This window comes from Umezawaea endophytica, from assembly GCF_025061645.1.
In the GTDB taxonomy this organism is placed as follows: Bacteria; Actinomycetota; Actinomycetes; order Mycobacteriales; family Pseudonocardiaceae; genus Umezawaea; species Umezawaea endophytica.
Map to the genome: position 1 here is coordinate 249,175 of NZ_JANYMP010000014.1, position 15,029 is coordinate 264,203.

Here is a 15,029-nt window from a genome sequence, read left to right on the forward strand (position 1 = left end):
TTTCGATGAGAATCCGTCGTGCGGCAGCGGTCGTCCTGTCGCTTGGCCTGGTGCTCGCGGGCTGTTCGGACGCGGGCGGGGGCGCTGCCGGGGGCAACGCCACGATCACGTTCTGGGACAACAACGGCGGTCCTGGTCGTACGCCGATCTACGAGGAGCTGATCAAGCGGTTCGAGGCGGCGAACCCGACCATCAAGGTCGAGTACGTGGGTGTGCCGAGCGCGTCCGTGCAGCAGAAGTACGACACCGCCATCGCGGGCGGATCGGTGCCGGACGTCGGGGGCGTGACGACGTCGTACCTGGCCAACCTGGTCGGCCAGGACGCGTTGGAACCGCTCGACGACCGCGTGGACTCCGGGCCGTTGAAGGGGAAGCTGCTGCCGAGCCTGGTCGAGACCGTGCGGCAGACCGCGCCGGACAACAAGCTGTACTCGGCGCCCTCCTCGGGCAACCTGGACGTGATCTGGTTCCGCAAGGACTGGTTCGAGGCCGCCGGTCTGACGCCGCCGAAGACGTGGGACGAGCTGGTCGACCGGGCGACGAAGCTGACCGACGTCGGCGCCAACCGCTACGGCTACACGATCCGCGGCGGCGCGGGCTCGGTGTTCCAGTTGCTCACCGAGACCTACGCCTACTCCGGTGTGGAGAAGTTTTTCGACGGCACCAGGAGCACCGTCGACGACCCGGCGAACGCGGAGCTGCTGCGCAAGGTCGCGGAGCTGTACAAGAAGGCCACGCCCGAGGCGGACGTCAACAACAACTACACCCAGATGGTCGCCCAGTTCACCGGCGGCTCGGTCGCGATGATGCACCACAACCTGGGCTCGTACTCCGACGTCACGAAGGCGCTCGGCACGGACAAGGTCGGCGCCATCACCCTGCCCGTGGGGCCGTCGGGCAAGAAGACCGTCGTGCCCAACCCGACCGACGGCTTCGCGGTCTTCAAGGGGAGCAAGAACACCGACGCCGCCTGGAAGTTCGTCGAGTTCCTGGTGTCGCAGGAGTCCAACAGCTACTGGAACGAGAAGGTCGGCCAGATCCCGGCCAACACCGACGTGCGCTCCGAGAAGTGGATCGAGACCAACCAGCCGGTGAAGATGGCGCTCAACGTGCTGGAGGACCCGGCGACCAAGCTCGTGGCCGCGCCGGTCTACCTGCCCCAGTACTCCTCGATCACCAAGACCGACAGCGAGCCCGCGTACCAGAAGGTGCTGCTCGGCCAGCTCTCCGCGCAGGAGTTCCTCAAGGGGCTCGCGGACAAGCTGTCCGAGGCCCAGAAGGAATGGGAGGGGCGGAAGTGATCACGTCGGTGCGGGCCCGGGTCTTCACGACCACCGCGCACACCGCCATCGACGAGGGTGGCCACCGGCACCCCAGCGAGCCGCACGAGGTGCGCGAGGCCCTGCTGGAGATCACCGACGCGGACGGGGTGACCGGGTACTGCCAGGTGCAGCCCGACCAGGTCCGGCCGAGCGTCCTGGAGAAGCACGTCCGGCCGGTGCTGCTCGGGCAGGACCCGTGGGACCGGGAACGGCTGTGGCGCGAGCTGGCGCACCGCCAGCGGGGCGCGCACGGCGGGTTCACCGACCGGGCGCTCGGGTACGTGGACCAGGCGCTCTGGGACCTCGTCGGGCGCCGGGTCGACCTGCCGGTGTGGAAGCTGCTCGGCGGTGCCCGCGACCGGGTTCCCGCGTACGCCAGCACGATGTGCGGCGACACCACCCCCGGTGGGCTCGCCTCGCCGCAGGACTACGCGGCGTTCGCGAAGCGCCTGGTGGGGCAGGGTTACCGGGCGATCAAGCTGCACACCTGGATGCCGCCGGTGCCGGGCGCCCCGAGCGTGCGGATGGACGTCGAGGCGTGCGAGGCGGTGCGCGAGGCCGTCGGCCCGGACGTCGAGCTGATGCTCGACGCGAACCACTGGTACCGGCGGACCGAGGCGCTCGAACTGGGCCGGGCCGTGCAGCGGCTGGGCTTCTCCTGGTTCGAGGAGCCCATGGAGGAGGCTTCCGCGAGTTCCTACCGCTGGCTGGCCGAGCAGCTCGACGTCCCGGTGATCGGCCCGGAAGTGGCCTGGGGCAAGCACATGGCCCGCGCGGAGTGGGTCAGCACCGGCGCCTGCGACATCCTCCGGGCGGGCGCCAACGGGTGCGGCGGGATCACGCCCGTGCTCAAGGTGCTGCACCTGGCCGAGTCGTTCGGGATGGACTGCGAGGTCCACGGCAACGGGTCGGCCAGCCTGGCGCTCCTCGGCGCCTCCGACGCGAGCCGGTGGTACGAGCGCGGCCTGCTGCACCCGCACGTGGACTTCGACCTCGTGCCACCCCATCTGAATTCGATCGTGGACGACCTGGACGAGGACGGTTTCGTCGCCCTCCCCACCCTGCCGGGGCTGGGCGACGACTGGAACCTCGACCACGTCTCCACCCACGTCGTCGATTCGTGGTAATCGCGGATCGTCCCTGCCGGGAACCAATTCCATCCTGAGGAAGAACTACCCGAACTGGACCGCCGACAACTGCCGCCAGCACTTGTCCCAACGCGGTACCGGCCGTCAAGGAAGACGGCTGCGACACTCCAGGAGAGGTACCCGAATGTTCTCCAACATCACCAGGAAGCCGTGGCGCGCGGCGCTGCTGACCGCGGCCGTCCTCGTGGGCACGGCGACCGCGGCCCTGCCCGCGAACGCCGCACCGTTCGATCTAGCGGGCTGGGCGACCCAGGGCGGCGGCACGACCGGCGGCGGCAGCGCTTCGCCGGTCACCGTGAGCGACGCGACGGCGTTCACGAACGCGGCCAAGTCGACGAGCCCCGCTGTCATCCGCGTCTCCGGCACGATCACGCTGTCGTCCATGACGAAGGTGGCGTCCAACAAGACGATCATCGGTGTCGGTTCCGGCGCCACGATCACCGGCAGCGGCCTGAACATCGCCAACGCGTCGAACGTCATCGTCCGCAACGTGAACTTCCGGAACTGGAACGACGACGCGATCAACGTGCAGTACTCGACGCGCGTGTGGCTGGACCACAACGCCTTCTCCAACGGGTACGACGGCGCTCTGGACATCAAGCGCGCCTCGGACTACGTCACGGTGTCGTGGAACAAGTTCTCCAGCCACGACAAGACGATGCTGCTGGGCCACAGCGACGACAACGCGTCCGAGGACACGGGCAAGCTGCGCGTGACCTACCACCACAACTGGTTCAACGGCACCAACCAGCGGCACCCGCGGGTGCGCTTCGGCAACCCCGTGCACGTCTACAACAACTACTACGGTGGCGTGACGTCCTACGGCGTGGCCTCCACGAAGGACGCCGGTGTCCTGGTCGAGGGCAACTTCTTCGAGAACACCGACGACCCGTTCCACCGCGGTGAGGGCAGCTCGCCCGCCGCGAACCTGGTCGCGAGGAACAACCACTTCGTCAACTCCGGTTCGGGTGACGCGGGTGGCAGCGTGAAGTCCATCCCGTACTCGTACACGCTGGACGCCGCGAGCGGCGTCAAGTCGAGCGTCACGAGCGGCGCGGGCACCGGGAAGATCTGATCGAAGGAGGGTGTGGGGCCCACTGCGCGGCGGCGGTCCCCACACCCGTCCTCAGTTGTAGCACGTTCACAATGTCCGGTGCCAGCAGGGCGCGCACGTGCCTTGAGCTGGGCTCATCGACGAATCCCGGCACGCGTTCGACGGCATTCGACTCCCATTCGACAGCACGAAACGCGGTTTTGGTCGGACACATTTCCACAACGGTGAACCGGTGTCTTTTTCGGTCCGTACTCCCGGACGAACCGAGAACGTTCCGCGCCCATCCCGATACTTTCGGCGCGGGAGCCACCGATCCTGTGAGGTGTTCCGATGTCCCACGTCTTGCCCGAGCACAAGAAACGCCGCATCGCACTGATCGGTCTCGTCGGAATCGCCGCGCTCACCACCGCACTCGCCGCCGCCGCGCTGGCCACCGGCAGCAAGGCCGGGGGGTCCGCACAGGTCATCGCCTGCCCGAGTCCCGTCGCCGCGATCCCCGCCGTTCCGGCGAGCGCGCAGGCGGAGGTCACGAGGGAACTGGCCAACCTGGACACCCAGCTCGCCGAGGCCAACAAGCGCTTGGTCGACACCGTCGGACAGGGCGGCGCGAACTTCGTCGAGAACGCCATCCTCGGACCGCTGGAGGACAAGCGCGTCGCAGCCCTCAACCGCATCGAAACGGCGATCGGTCGCCAGGCAGCCAAGCCCGAGGGCCTGGAGCGGTTCGCCCGCTGCGAGCTGGGCGCGCCCGGCCAGGCCGCTCCCGAGCCGCAGGTGACGACCACGAGCGGGGCCGCCGAGCCCGGTGGAGCCCAGGTCATCGTGTGCCCGAGCCCCGTCGACGCCATCCCGGCGGTCCCGGCGGGCGCCCAGGCCGAGGTCACCCGCGAACTGGCCAACCTCGACACCCAGCTCGCCGAAGCGAACAAGCGCCTGGTCGACACCGTCGGACAGGGCGGCGCGAACTTCGTCGAGAACGCGATCCTCGGACCGCTGGAGGACAAGCGCGTCGCAGCCCTCAACCGCATCGAGACCGCGATCGGCCGCTTGGCCGCCAAGCCCGAGGGCCTGGAGGAGTTCGCCCGCTGCGAGCTGGGTGGCGCGGGTCAGGTCACGCCGCCGTCCTCCGGCTCCCCCGCGACGTCCAGCGCCCCGGCCGCGGGTGGCGGCGCCATCGCCTGCCCGAGCCCGGTCGACGCCATCCCCGCCGTTCCCGCGGGTGCCCAGGCCGAGGTGACGAGGGAGCTGGCGAACCTGGACAACCAGATCGCCGAGGCCAACAAGCGACTCGTCGACACGGCCGGACAGGGTGGCGCGAACTTCGTCGACAACGCGATCCTCGGACCGCTGGAGGACAAGCGGGTCGCCGCGCTGAACCGCATCGAAACCGCGATCGGCCGACTCGCCGCGAAGCCCGAGGGTCTTGAACGATTCGCGCCCTGCGCGCTGAGGTAGGAAAGAGGAGGTCGGGACCCGCGGAGCACGCGGGTCCCGACCGATCGGTCTCCACCGGGTGTCCACGATACGGCGATATGACGTATTGACGGCGAACATGTTAACGCTAACACTGACGTGGTCGCCCTGCGGACTCCTCGGGAAGGGGCACCTTGCTCCCCACACCACGAAGGCCGATCCGACGAAGGCTGGCCGCCGCGCTCGCCGTCCTCGCGCTGGCCCTGTCGCCCACCACGCCCGTCGCCACCGCGTCACCGGCGCGCCACACCAACCCGCTGATCGACCAGCGGGCCGACGCGCACATCTCGCGGCACACCGACGGCTACTACTACTTCACCGCGTCCGTCCCGGAGTACGACCGGGTCGTCCTGCGCCGGGCGACCACGATCCAGGGGCTCGCGAGCGCGCCGGAGGCGGTGATCTGGCGCAAGAACACCAGCGGCGACCTGAGCGCCAACGTCTGGGCGCCGGAGCTGCACTTCATCGGCGGCAAGTGGTACGCCTACTTCGCCGCGGGCCGGGCCGACGAACCGTTCCGCATCCGCATGTACGTCATGGAGTCGTCCTCCGCGAACCCGCTGACCGGCACCTGGTCCGCCCCGACGCGCATCACCACCGCGTGGGACACCTTCGCGCTGGACGCCACCACGTTCGAGGCGAACGGCACGCGCTACCTGGTCTGGGCCCAATCGGAGCCGGGCATCGCGACCAACTCGAACCTGTACATCGCCAGGATGGCCAACCCCAAGGCCATCACCGGCACACCGGTGCGGATCGCCGTGCCCACGAGGGACTGGGAGACCCGCGGCTTCAAGGTGAACGAGGGCCCCGCCGTCCTCCAGCGGAACGGCCGCCTGTTCCTCACCTTCTCCGCCAGCGCCACCGACGCGAACTACTGCCTGGGCCTGCTCACCGCGTCGGCCTCGGCCAACCCGCTCGACCCGGCGTCGTGGGTGAAGAGCCCCGACCCGGTGTTCACCTCCAACGCGGCCACCAGCCAGTACGGGCCGGGGCACAACTCGTTCACCACGTCGGAGGACGGCCAGAACGACATCCTGGTCTACCACGACCGGTCCTACCGGGACATCGTCGGCGACCCGCTGTACGACCCGAACCGCCGCACCCGCGTGCAGAAGCTGTACTGGAACGCCGACGGCACGCCGAACTTCGGCATCCCGGTCGCCGACGGCCCCACCCCCGTGCGGCTCCAGTCCTACAACTACCCCGACCGGTACGTGCGGCACTGGGAGTTCAAGGCCCGCGTCGAGGCGAACGTGACGACGCTCGCCGACTCGCAGTTCCGGATCGTCACCGGCCTGAACGGCGGTGGCTCGGTGTCGCTGGAGTCGACGAACTTCCCCGGCTACTACCTGCGGCACAAGAACTACGTGCTGCACGTCGAGAAGAACGACGGCACGGCCACGTTCCGCGGTGACGCGAGCTTCCAGCAGCGGGCCGGGCTGGCGAACGGGTCCGCGGTGTCGTTCGAGTCAGTCAACTTCCCCGGCCGGTACGTCCGGCACACCGGGGTGGACGTGCTGCTGCAACCGGTGTCCGACGCCGTGGGCCGCGCCGACGCCACCTGGACCCTCCAGTGAGGGCCGTGGCGGCGGCACTCGCGCTCGTGCTGCTGGGCGCCGTACCCGCTGTGGCGCAACCGGTCGCGCCGCTGGCCACGGAGGCCTCGCGGTACACGATGACCGCGTTCACCAACAGCAGCGAGTCCAACATGTACGTGTACCGCTCGTCGGACGCGGCCAACTTCGAGCTGGCCAAAGGACCGGCGTACACGCCGCCGAGCGGCCTGATCCGCGATCCCAGCGTCATGCGGCACACCGACGGCCGGTACTACCTCGTGTACACGACCGGCTGGACCGGCACCACGATCGGCCTCGCCCGCAGCGACGACCTGGTGAACTGGACGTTCCTGCGCAACGTCACCCTGCCGGTGGCGAACCTGACCCGGACGTGGGCCCCGGAGTGGTTCACCGACGCCGACGGGAGCGTCCACGTCGTGGTGTCGCTGTCCACCGACGGCGGCGCGTCGTTCCGCCCGCACGAACTGCGCGCGCTGGACTCGGCGCTGACGTCGTGGAGCACGCCCGTCCCGCTGTCCGGGCTCGGGCCGAACTACATCGACACGTTCGTGGTGAAGATCGGCTCGACCTACCACGCGATGGTGAAGAACGAGACGACCAAGTACATCGAGTACGCCACCGCGAGCAGCCTCACCGGCCCGTACACCTTCCGGCGCACCGGGAACTGGGCGGGCTGGGGGTCCTCGCTGGAGGGCCCGGCGCTGGTGCGGCTGGACAACGGCGGCTGGCGGCTCTACTTCGACGCCTACACCACGGGCCACTACTACTTCACCGACAGCCACGACGGGTTCGCCACGTGGACGCCGAAGGCCGACCTGCCCGGCGGCCTGTCCGGGTTCGTCCGGCACCTGACCGTGCTGCGCGAACCCGCCGGGTCCGCGCCCGCTCCCACCGTCGGTGCGACGACCTCCCTGCGCTCGACCAACTTCCCCGACCGCCACGTCCGGCACCGGGACCTCCTCGGCTACCTGGACCAGGTCGGCGCCTCCAGCCCGCTCGCCACCCGGCAGGACGCCACGTTCACCGTCCGCGCGGGCCTGGCGAACGCGGCGTGCTACTCGTTCGAGTCGGTCAACCAGACCGGGAGGTTCCTGCGGCACTGGGACTTCCGGGTCCGGCTCGACGCGAACGACGGCACGGCGGCCTTTCGCGGTGACGCCACGTTCTGCGCCAGACCCGGCCTGACCGGCTCGGGCGCGTCGTTCGAGTCGTTCAACTACCCCGGCCGCTACCTGCGCCACCAGGACTACGCGATCCGGGTCGACCCGTACCAGTCCACCGGCACGACGAAGGCCGACGCCACGTTCGTCCTGGCGACGCCGCTGGCCTGAGCCCGCGGCTCAGGGGGCGAACACGACCCCGAGCCGGTCGACCTCGTCCCCCGATCGACCGGCGAACCCGACGATCCGCCAGCCGGGTGGCGCGGTGTACGTCACCGCGTCACCCGTCGGCGCACCGGCGCTGACGACCGTGCCGCGGTCGGTGACCAGCCGGACCGAGAAGACCCGCGTGCGGTTCTGGTGCTTGCCGCGGGTGATCGTGGCGCTGACCAGCCGTTCCCCGTCGGCGAGGCGCACCGCCGACTCGGTGCCGCCGGTCCCGCCGTGGCGGGTCGACCGGCCGTCGGCGTAACCGAGGCCGACGGCGTCGAGCCTGCTGCCGCCGCGCAGGACCACCGTGGAGGGGTCGGCCCCGCCCGCCACGACGGGCAGGTCGGTGAACGGGGTGCCGTGCGGCCCGCCGAACTCGTCGCTCACCCGGAGCCCGTCCGCGAGCCGCCACCGGAGGTCGACGGTGTGCGGGTAGTGGTCGGACAGCGGGGCGCCCTGCGCGTCGAGGAACGCCGCGTTGTCGTTGTGGTAGCGGACCGCGTCGAACTGGACCAGCGCGTTGCCGCGGTAGAAGACCTTGTCGACGACCTCGCACGCGTCCGTGACGGCGGCCGGGTCGCACACCAGCGCCGGATCGCCCGCCGCGGGCGGGACGCCGTCGCGGACGAGGCCCACCCACGCGTCGGTGAGCCCGTTGTCCCGCACCAGGTCGCGGATGTTGTCCTCGGCGCGGGTGTAGCGGGTGTTGGTGTCACCGGCGACGACGACCGCGTTGCCCGCCGAGTTCGCCGCGACGAACCGGGAGAGCTGGGCGATGTTCGACCGCCGCGCGGCGAGGTCGGCCGGTGTGGTGCCCGCGTTCGGGTGGGCGTTGTAGAGGTCGACGGCCACGCCTTCGGCGAGGTGGACCCGCGCGGACGTGAACCCCTTGGGGGTCAGGCAGTCCGTGCCGTTGCACGTGTCCCACCTGTGCCGCGCGAAGTCGCTCACCGGGAAGTTCGACAGCGTGTTGAGCCCGTCGCCGAACCCCGCTCCCCCGCTGGTCGCCGTGCGGTGCGGGTGCCGGTCACCCGCGTACAGGGCGGCGTGGTAGTTGAAGTCCTCCTGCACGTTGACCACGTCGTACCCGGCCAGCCGGGGGCTGATCAGCGGGGTGTTGACCGCCGGGTGCCCGGACGACAGCCCTTCCGGCAGGCCCGCGACGTTGTAGGTCAGCAGCGAGAATTGGCCTGACACCGGTGGCGCGGCGACAGCGGAGGGCCCCGGTTGCAGCACCGACACCGCGACCGCGACGAGGAGCGGAACACCGATCCCCCTGAGCTTTCCCGACGGGCGCACGGCCTCGACCTCCTGGTTCGACTCGAGCGGTCAGCGACGCGCGATCAGGCGCTGGAGGACGATGAACGCGAACAACAGACCGCCGATGACGATCTTCGTCCACCACGAGCTGAGGGTGCCGTCGAAGTCGATCAGCGTCTGGATCATCCCCAGCACCAGCACGCCCAGCACGGTGCCGAGCACGTAGCCGGAGCCGCCGGACAGGATCGTCCCGCCGATCACCACGGCCGCGATGGCGTCCAACTCGGTGCCGATGGCGCTCAGCGGGTCGCCGGAGAGCTTGTAGAACACCAGCAGCAGACCGCCGAGCGCCGAGCAGAACCCGCTCAGCGCGTACACGGACACCTTGGTCCGGGCCACCTTCAACCCCATCAGCACGGCCGACTGCTCGCTCCCGCCGACCGCGTACACGGTCCGGCCGAACCGCGTGTGGTGCAGCAGGTAGCCCGCGACGGCGACGACGGCCAGCGCGATCAGGACGCTGATCGACACGTGGGAGTCACCCGGCAGCGGGATCTGCGTCTGGGCGATCACCGTGAAGAAGCCGTCGTCGATCGACGGGGCCTCGGTGCTGATCGTCAGGCACAGCCCCCTGGCGAAGAACAGGCCGACCAGGGTGGCGATGAACGGCTGGATCTCGAAGTAGTGGATCAGCGCGCCCATCCCCGTGCCCAGCAGCAGGCCCACGGCCAGCACCGCCACTACCACCGCCGCGGCGGGCCACCCCTGTTCCCCCAGCAGTTCCGCCGACAGCACGGTGGACAGCGCCACGACCGAGCCGACCGACAGGTCGATGCCCCCGGTGAGGATGACGAACGTCATCCCGACGGCGACGACCAGCAGCCACGAGTAGTTGATGAACAGGTTGAACACGACCTGGCCGGACCCGAAGGCGGTGTACTGCGAGGCCCCGTAGGCGTAGGCGCCCACGAGCAGCGCCAGCGTCGCCAGCATCGGCAGGTGCCGCTGCTGCGGCCGGTACGCGGTCACACGGGCGAGCGCGGTCATGCGGAAACCTCCACGGCGCGAGCGGACTCGGTGGCGGGCACCGGGCGTCGACGGCGGCGCACCCTGTCCCGGAACGCGGGTGACTGCACCAGGCACACGAGCAGCACGACCAACGCCTTGACCAGCAGCGTCGCCGTGTCGGGGATGCCGAGGGTGTACACGGTCGTGGTGAGCGTCTGGATCAGCAGGGCACCGATCACCGTGCCCCCGAGGGAGAAGCGGCCGCCGGTCAGCTTCGTCCCGCCGATGGTCAGGGCGAGGATCGCGTCCAGCTCGATCCACAGCCCCGCGTGGTTGGCGTCGGCGCCGGGGGTGTTGGCGGCGATCATCAACCCGGCGATGCCCGCGCACAGACCACCGAACACGTACACCAGCCAGGTCAGCCGCCCCGACCTCAGGCCGGACAGCCTCCCCGCCTCCGGGTTCCCGCCGACCGCCTCCAGCAGCAGCCCCAGCGCGGACTTCCGCACCAGCAGCGAGCTCAGGCCGAACACGGCCAGCGCGATCAGGATCGACACCGGCACCAGGAACAGGTACCCGCTGCCCAGCGCCCGGAACGGCCCCGACGTGATCGTGATGATCTGCCCGTCCGTGATGAGCTGCGCGATCCCCCGCCCGGCGACCATCAGGATCAGCGTCGCGATGATCGGCTGGATCCCCAGCACCGACACCAGGAACCCGTTCCACGCCCCCAGCGCCAGGCACAGGCCCAGCGCCATGCCGACGGCGACCACCGTCCCCCCGACGGCGTCCTGGTCCGGCAGGCCGCTCAGGTGCAGGCACGCCAGCGCCCCGCTGATGGCGACAACGGACCCGACGGACAGGTCGATGCCGCGGGTGGCGACCACCAGCGTCATGCCGATGCCCACCAGGATCAGCGGGGCACCGAGCCGCAGGATGTCGATCAGGCTCCCGTACAGGTGCCCGTCCCGCACCTCGACCTTGAAGAACGACGGCTTCGCGATCAGGTCGACCAGCAGCAGCGCCAGCAGCGCGCTGACGGGCCAGAACAGCCGGTGCTTGGTCACGTCCCGCTCCCCTCGGCGATGACCGCCATGATCTCGTCGGGGGTGAGCGACTCGTTGTCCTTCTGCGCCACCACCTCCCGGTCCCGCAGCACCACGACCCGGTGGCTCAACCGGAGCACCTCCTCCAGCTCGGCGGAGATGAACAGCACCGCCACGCCGTCGTCGGACAGCTTGGCGACGAGCCGCTGGATCTCCGTCTTGGCGCCGATGTCGATGCCGCGGGTCGGCTCGTCCAGGATCAGCAGCCGCGGCTCGGTGATGAGCCACCGGGCCAGCAGCACCTTCTGCTGGTTGCCGCCGCTGAGGTCCTGGACCAGCGCCTCCGGCGCGGCGGGCCGGATGTCCAGCGCGTCGATGTACCGGGCGGCCAGCTCGTCCTGCCTGCGCCGGGACAGCGGGCGGGTCCAGCCGCGCGCCGCCTGGAGCGCCAGCACGATGTTCTCGCGCACGGTCAGCTCCCCGACCAGCCCCTCGGTCTTGCGGTCCTCCGAGCAGTAGGCGATCCGGTGGGCCATGCCGCTGCGCGGGGTCCGCATGGCCACCGGGTCGCCGTCGATCCGCAGCGTCCCGCCGTCGGCGTGGTCCGCGCCGAACAGCAGCCGCGCCAACTCGGTGCGCCCGGACCCGAGCAGCCCGGCCAGCCCGACCACCTCACCCGACCGGATCTCCAGCGAGAACGGCGCGATGGCGCCCTTCCTGGACAGCCCCTCGGTCCGGAGGAACACCTCGCCGCCGGAGTGGCGGTGGGTGGCCTCCTCGATGTCCTCCAGCGCCTCGAGCTCCTTGCCGATCATCTTCGTCACCAGGTCCACCGGGGTGATGTCCTCGATGCGGTACTCGCCGACCAGCTTCCCGTTGCGCAGCACGGTCATCCGGTCGGCGACCGCGAACACCTGGTCGATGAAGTGCGACACGAACAGGACGGCCATCCCCTCGTCGCGCAGCGTCCGCACGACCTTGAGCAGCCGCTCGACCTCACCGGCGTCCAGGCTGGACGTCGGCTCGTCGAGCACCAGCACCCGCGCGGACACGTCGAGGGCGCGGGCGATGGCCACCATCTGCCGCACGGCGATCGACTGCGTGCCCAGGTCGGCCGAGACGTCGAGGTGGAGGTCCAGCCCCGCCAGCAGGACCTCCGCCCGACGCCTCATGGCGGACCAGTCGATCCGGCCGAAGCGGCGCGGCTCGCGGCCGATGAAGATGTTCTCCGCCACCGAGAGGTTCGGCAGCAGGTTCACCTCCTGGTAGACCGTGCTGACGCCCGCGTGCTGCGCCTGCGACGGCTCGCCGAACGCCACCGGCTCGCCGCCCAGCACGATCGTGCCCGCGTCGATCCCGTGCACACCGGTCAACGTCTTGATGAGCGTGGACTTCCCGGCGCCGTTCTCGCCCATCAGGGCGTGCACCTCGCCGGGGAACATCCGGAAGTCCACGCCGTCGAGTGCGACGACGCCGGGGAACTCCTTCCGGATGCCGGTCATCTCCAGGATCGCTCGGGGGTCAGTCATCTCTGGCCGTCCTCGACTCGGATCAGTACTGGCGCTGCGGCAGGGCGGCCTTGGCCTTCGCCTGGTCGAACTCGGTCTCCTGCGTCTCGATGCGCGCGGGGACCTCCTCGCCCGCGGAGACCTTCTTCACCAGGTCCATGAGTTGCGGTCCGAGCAGCGGGTTGCACTCGACGATGTAGTTGATCTTGCCGTCGGCGAGTGCCTGCATGCCGTCCTTGACCGCGTCGACCGACACGATCTTGATGTCCGTGCCCGGCTTCTTGCCCGCGGCCTCGATGGCTTCGATGGCACCGAGGGCCATGTCGTCGTTGTGCGCGTAGAGGACGTCGATCTTGCTCTGCGACTTGAGGAAGGCCTCCATGACCTCCTTGCCCTTGGCGCGGGTGAACTCGCCGGTCTGCGAGGCGACGACCTTGATCTTCGACGTGCTCCCGATGGCGTCGGCGAAGCCCTTCTTGCGGTCGTTCGCGGGCGCGGACCCCGTGCTGCCCTGGAGTTCGACCACGTTCACGTCACCGGTCGCCGCGGCGGACTCCTTGACGAGCCACTCCCCGGCCTTCTTGCCCTCGGCCACGAAGTCGGAGCCGAGGAACGTCTTGTAGAGCGTCTTGTCCGAGGAGTCCACCGAGCGGTCGGTGAGGATCACCGGGATGCCCGCGGTCTTGGCCTCCTTCAGCACGGTGTCCCACCCGGACTCGACCACCGGCGAGAACGCGATGACCTTCACCTTCTGCTGGATGAACGACCTGATCGCGGTGATCTGGTTCTCCTGCTTCTGCTGCGCGTCGGAGAACTTCAGCTCGATCCCGGCGGACTTCGCCGACTCCTGGATGGACTTGGTGTTCGCGGTCCGCCACCCGCTCTCCGCACCCACCTGCGAGAAGCCGAGCGTGATCGCCCCACCCCCCGCGCTGTCCGCCGCGCCGCCGCATCCGGTCAGCAGCGTCACGCCCATGACACCGGCCGCCAACGCGGCCCACTTCTTTCCGAACACGCTCACTCCTCGATCGCCATTGATCACTTGTTAGCGCTAACATCTTCAGCCAAGCAGCCGCGGATGGGACTGGTGAGGAGAACGCCTCACTCAGCCGCCACCTCGGCGTGACGAGTGGGAGCAAGTGTTAGCGATAACACAGTAGGGGTCAAGCCTCAGGGCGATAACGATCCGCCACAGGCTCGACACGGCGCGGAGCAGCGAAGACGGTCGAACCGACGCTCGCGAGGACGACCACGGCGATGGCCGCGACGGCGACCGGACCGACGTCCTGGGACAGCAGCAGCCAGCCCGCGAGCGTCGCCACGGCGGGCTCCAGGCTGAGCAGGACGCCGAAGACGGGCGCGGACAGCCTGCGCAACGCGGACACCTGGAGCGTGTACGGCACGACCGACGCGAGCACCGCCGCACCAACCGCGACCACCACCAACCGCGGCTCGCCCACCACCTGCCCCGCCCCGTGGGCCCCGAGCGGAAGCACCGCCACCGCGGCCACCCCCATAGCGACGGCCAACCCACCTTGACCGGGCTCAGCCGCCGCCTTGGCACCCGTCAACACGTACAACGCCCAGAACACCCCCGCCACCAACGCGAACACGATCCCAACCGGATCAAGCCCAGCCCCCTCCCCCGGCCACCCCAACACCGCCACACCCCCGGCCGCCAGCAGAATCCACGCCAGATCCCCCACCCGCCGGGACAACAGGGCCGCCATGGTCAACGGCCCCAGGAACTCGACGGTCACCGCCACACCCAGCGGAACCCGCTCGATGGCCGCGTAGAAGAACCCGTTCATGCAGGCCAGACAAAACCCGAACAACACCGCCCCCCGCCACCGCACCCCACTCCACCCACGCAACCGCGGCCGAGTGATCACCAGCAGCACCACAGCAGCCAACGCAAGCCGCAACAACGTCGCCCCCATCGCACCGGCCGTGGGAAACAGCCGCGCGGCCAGCACAGCTCCGACCTGGAGCGACGCACACGAACCGATCATCATCGCCACAGCGGGACCAGAGTGGGCGAGGGAAACCGTGGGAGCCGGGAGTGTTTGCACCCCATGACCGTGCGGCACGGCAAACGGTTCGTCCAGCGAACGTTTCTGGGCGATACTGGTAAGAAGAGCTGACGCTTTGAGGGAGGGCTTCTGCGAGACGTCTGCTGGACGCGACGACCAGGGACAGGACCCACGCCCAACCTCCACCGGCTGCGACCACCGGAGCAAGCCCCACGCCCGACCACCGC

12 protein-coding genes are annotated in these 15,029 nt (G+C 69.8%); 6 read left to right on the forward strand and 6 right to left on the reverse strand.

Annotated elements, in window-relative coordinates:
• The first annotated feature begins 5 nt into the window (after window positions 1-5).
• From NZH93_RS27910 to NZH93_RS27935, 6 genes are all read left to right on the forward strand, one after another.
• Window positions 6-1,301, forward strand: a complete 1,296-nt coding sequence (locus tag NZH93_RS27910) for an ABC transporter substrate-binding protein (RefSeq protein WP_259626185.1) — start codon at window positions 6-8, stop codon at window positions 1,299-1,301.
• The gene (locus tag NZH93_RS27915) at window positions 1,298-2,449 is read left to right on the forward strand and encodes an enolase C-terminal domain-like protein (protein WP_259626186.1); all 1,152 of its coding nucleotides are present in this window, start codon (window positions 1,298-1,300) and stop codon (window positions 2,447-2,449) included. The genes NZH93_RS27910 and NZH93_RS27915 overlap by 4 nt, the downstream gene beginning before the upstream one ends.
• A gap of 145 nt (window positions 2,450-2,594) precedes the next feature.
• A complete protein-coding gene (locus NZH93_RS27920; protein ID WP_259626187.1) occupies window positions 2,595-3,545 on the forward strand; it encodes a pectate lyase family protein in 951 nt (316 codons plus the stop codon).
• 309 nt (window positions 3,546-3,854) lie between these two features.
• Window positions 3,855-4,979 carry a hypothetical protein gene (locus NZH93_RS27925; protein ID WP_259626188.1) on the forward strand — a complete coding sequence of 375 codons (1,125 nt, stop codon included), beginning with the start codon at window positions 3,855-3,857 and terminating at the stop codon, window positions 4,977-4,979.
• Between the two features lie 152 nt (window positions 4,980-5,131).
• Window positions 5,132-6,577 (forward strand): family 43 glycosylhydrolase, encoded by a 1,446-nt coding sequence (locus NZH93_RS27930; protein WP_259626189.1) that lies wholly within the window; start codon window positions 5,132-5,134, stop codon window positions 6,575-6,577.
• A 5-nt stretch (window positions 6,578-6,582) separates the two neighbouring features.
• A complete protein-coding gene (locus NZH93_RS27935; protein WP_259626190.1) occupies window positions 6,583-7,908 on the forward strand; it encodes a glycoside hydrolase family 43 protein in 1,326 nt (441 codons plus the stop codon).
• Window positions 7,909-7,917: 9 nt separating this feature from the next.
• Here the strand turns inward: NZH93_RS27935 and NZH93_RS27940 are convergent, their stop codons facing one another.
• The 6 genes from NZH93_RS27940 to NZH93_RS27965 form a co-directional block, all read right to left on the reverse strand.
• Complete coding sequence (locus NZH93_RS27940) at window positions 7,918-9,246, reverse strand: jacalin-like lectin (protein WP_259626191.1); 1,329 nt, start codon at window positions 9,244-9,246, stop codon at window positions 7,918-7,920.
• A 30-nt stretch (window positions 9,247-9,276) separates the two neighbouring features.
• Entirely contained in the window at window positions 9,277-10,254 is a 978-nt protein-coding gene (gene yjfF / locus NZH93_RS27945; RefSeq protein ID WP_259626192.1) for a galactofuranose ABC transporter, permease protein YjfF, read from the reverse strand.
• Window positions 10,251-11,282, reverse strand: coding sequence for an ABC transporter permease (locus tag NZH93_RS27950; protein ID WP_259626193.1), 1,032 nt, complete (start codon window positions 11,280-11,282; stop codon window positions 10,251-10,253). The genes yjfF and NZH93_RS27950 overlap by 4 nt, the downstream gene beginning before the upstream one ends.
• Window positions 11,279-12,790, reverse strand: a complete 1,512-nt coding sequence (locus tag NZH93_RS27955) for a sugar ABC transporter ATP-binding protein (protein WP_259626194.1) — start codon at window positions 12,788-12,790, stop codon at window positions 11,279-11,281. Before NZH93_RS27955 ends, NZH93_RS27950 begins: the two co-directional genes overlap by 4 nt.
• Window positions 12,791-12,812: 22 nt before the next feature.
• The gene (locus NZH93_RS27960; protein ID WP_259626208.1) at window positions 12,813-13,745 is read right to left on the reverse strand and encodes an ABC transporter substrate-binding protein; all 933 of its coding nucleotides are present in this window, start codon (window positions 13,743-13,745) and stop codon (window positions 12,813-12,815) included.
• A 187-nt stretch (window positions 13,746-13,932) separates the two neighbouring features.
• A complete protein-coding gene (locus NZH93_RS27965; protein WP_259626195.1) occupies window positions 13,933-14,580 on the reverse strand; it encodes an EamA family transporter in 648 nt (215 codons plus the stop codon).
• Between the last annotated feature and the right edge of the window lie 449 nt (window positions 14,581-15,029).

Bases quoted from the DNA above. Each gene is read 5' to 3' on its own strand.
- NZH93_RS27910 (WP_259626185.1), top strand. From the start codon at position 6: ATGAGAATCCGTCGTGCGGCAGCGGTCGTCCTGTCGCTTGGCCTGGTG.
- NZH93_RS27920 (WP_259626187.1), top strand. From the start codon at position 2,595: ATGTTCTCCAACATCACCAGGAAGCCGTGGCGCGCGGCGCTGCTGACC.
- NZH93_RS27925 (WP_259626188.1), top strand. From the start codon at position 3,855: ATGTCCCACGTCTTGCCCGAGCACAAGAAACGCCGCATCGCACTGATC.
- yjfF (WP_259626192.1), bottom strand. From the start codon at position 10,254: ATGACCGCGCTCGCCCGTGTGACCGCGTACCGGCCGCAGCAGCGGCAC.
- NZH93_RS27955 (WP_259626194.1), bottom strand. From the start codon at position 12,790: ATGACTGACCCCCGAGCGATCCTGGAGATGACCGGCATCCGGAAGGAG.
- NZH93_RS27960 (WP_259626208.1), bottom strand. From the start codon at position 13,745: ATGGGCGTGACGCTGCTGACCGGATGCGGCGGCGCGGCGGACAGCGCG.
- NZH93_RS27965 (WP_259626195.1), bottom strand. From the start codon at position 14,580: ATGAACGGGTTCTTCTACGCGGCCATCGAGCGGGTTCCGCTGGGTGTG.